At 67.0% G+C, this 1,879-nt stretch carries 2 protein-coding genes; one reads left to right on the top strand and one right to left on the bottom strand.

Features of this window, described 5'->3' with window-relative positions; translation table 11 throughout:
- A partial coding sequence (locus tag NA637_RS24825) for a hypothetical protein (protein WP_256075215.1) occupies positions 1 to 213 on the top strand: 213 nt, incomplete at its 5' end.
- A gap of 12 nt (positions 214 to 225) precedes the next feature.
- Here NA637_RS24825 and NA637_RS24820 read toward each other — a convergent pair.
- Positions 226 to 1,704 carry an NAD-dependent succinate-semialdehyde dehydrogenase gene (locus NA637_RS24820; RefSeq protein ID WP_256075214.1) on the bottom strand — a complete coding sequence of 493 codons (1,479 nt, stop codon included), beginning with the start codon at positions 1,702 to 1,704 and terminating at the stop codon, positions 226 to 228.
- Positions 1,705 to 1,879 lie beyond the last annotated feature (175 nt).

Below are 1,879 nucleotides of genomic sequence, written 5' to 3'. Positions count from 1 at the left end.
CGTGACGACGGCGCCGGAAATGTCTCGGCCATGAGCGGGGCCAGGGTTCAGCCCCGTGAAGCGCAGGAGCGGCTGGCAGAGGCGACGGCTCCCGATCTTGCCGCGCTGCCCGGCTACAGCAGGCAGCGCCACCGCCAGGAGCGCCAGGTCGGGCGCTGCGCCTACCGGCGCATTGCCATCGGCCAGGCCGGCCAGCAGCAACGCATCCTGTAGGCGGGGGTCAGATCACTTGAGCACGTCGCCGATGCAGACGTACTTGATCTCGACGTAGTCGTCCATGCCGTAGTGCGAGCCCTCGCGGCCCAGGCCGGACTGCTTGACACCGCCGAAGGGCACGTGCTCGGTCGCCAGGATGCCGACGTTCACGCCGACCATGCCGTACTCCAGCGCTTCGCTCACGCGGGTGATGCGGCCGATGTCGCGGCTGTAGAAGTAGCTGGCCAGGCCGAACTCGGTGTTGTTCGCGGCGTCGATGGCTTCCTGCTCGGTCTTGAACTTGAACACCGGCGCGAAGGGGCCGAAGGTCTCTTCGCGGGCGCACAGCATGTCGGCCGTGGCATCGGCCACCACCGTGGGTTCGAAGAACTGGCCGTCCAGGCGCTTGCCACCCACCAGCACACGGCCGCCCTTGGCCTGTGCGTCGGCGACGTGGCGTTCCACCTTCTGCAGCGCGGCTTCCTCGATCAGCGGGCCCTGGTTCACGCCATCTTCAAAGCCATTGCCGACCTTGGCGGTTTTCACCTTGGCGGCGAACTTCTCGACGAACTGCTCGTACACACCTTCCTGCACGTACAGGCGGTTGGAGCAGACGCAGGTCTGGCCGGCGTTGCGGTACTTGCTGGCGAAGGCGCCTTCGACGGCGGAGTCGATATCGGCGTCGTCGAATACGATGAAGGGCGCGTTGCCGCCCAGTTCCAGCGACATCTTCTTGACCGTGGGAGCGCTCTGCGCCATCAGGATGCGGCCGACTTCGGTGGAGCCGGTGAAGCTGATGTGACGCACCACGTCGGAGGCGCACAGCACCTTGCCCACGGCGATCGAGTTCTGGTCGTCGGCGGTGAGGATGTTGAGCACACCGGCCGGGATGCCGGCGCGGATGGCCAGCTCGGCGGCGGCCAGCGCGGTCAGCGGCGTCAGCTCGGCGGGCTTGATGACCACCGGGCAGCCTGCGGCCAATGCGGGCGCGACCTTGCGGGTGATCATGGCCAGCGGGAAGTTCCAGGGCGTGATGGCGGCGCAGACGCCGATGGGCTGCTTGAGCACCATCAGGCGGCGGTTGTTGTCGAACTGCGGCAGGGTCTCGCCGTTGACGCGCTTGGCTTCTTCGGCGAACCACTCGACGAAGCTCGCGCCGTAGGCGACTTCGCCCTTGGCTTCGGCCAGCGGCTTGCCCTGTTCGGCGGTCATCAGGCGACCCAGGTCGTCCTGGTTGGCCATCAGCAGGTCGTACCACTTGCGCAGGATGATGCTGCGCTCCTTGGCGGTCTTGTTCTTCCAGCCGGCCCAGGCGGCGTTGGCGGCGGCGATGGCACGCTCGGCATCAGCCGGGCCGAGGTTGGCGACGTCGGCCAGCTTCAGACCCGTGGCCGGGTCGAGCACGTCGAAGCGGCTGGCGCCCTGGACCCATTCGCCGTTGATCAGGCCGTCGGTCTTGAGCAGGGTCGGGTCCTTGAGCAGGGCCAGGGGGGAGGTTTTCATGTCCATGCGGGTCTCCTTGAATGCAATGGGTGGAATGCTCTATTTCAGCGCGTCGGCGAACCGCTTTTCAAGCTGCGCGCCATTGCCCACCCAGAAGGTCGGGTTGAAGCCCAGCGAGCGGCGCAGGTTTCCGGGCGCCGATGGCAGGTCGCTGGGCGCCATCGACAGGTCAATGAGGGGA

Origin of the sequence: Stutzerimonas stutzeri (assembly GCF_024448935.1) — a bacterium.
GTDB lineage: Bacteria > Pseudomonadota > Gammaproteobacteria > Pseudomonadales > Pseudomonadaceae > Stutzerimonas > Stutzerimonas stutzeri_AO.
The sequence above is the reverse complement of the archived record's forward strand: the minus strand, read 5'-3'. Positions and strand labels throughout refer to the sequence as shown.

What these genes read in the sequence shown, in the direction of transcription:
- NA637_RS24820 (WP_256075214.1), bottom strand. Translation starts at nt 1,704, where the DNA reads ATGGACATGAAAACCTCCCCCCTGGCCCTGCTCAAGGACCCGACCCTG.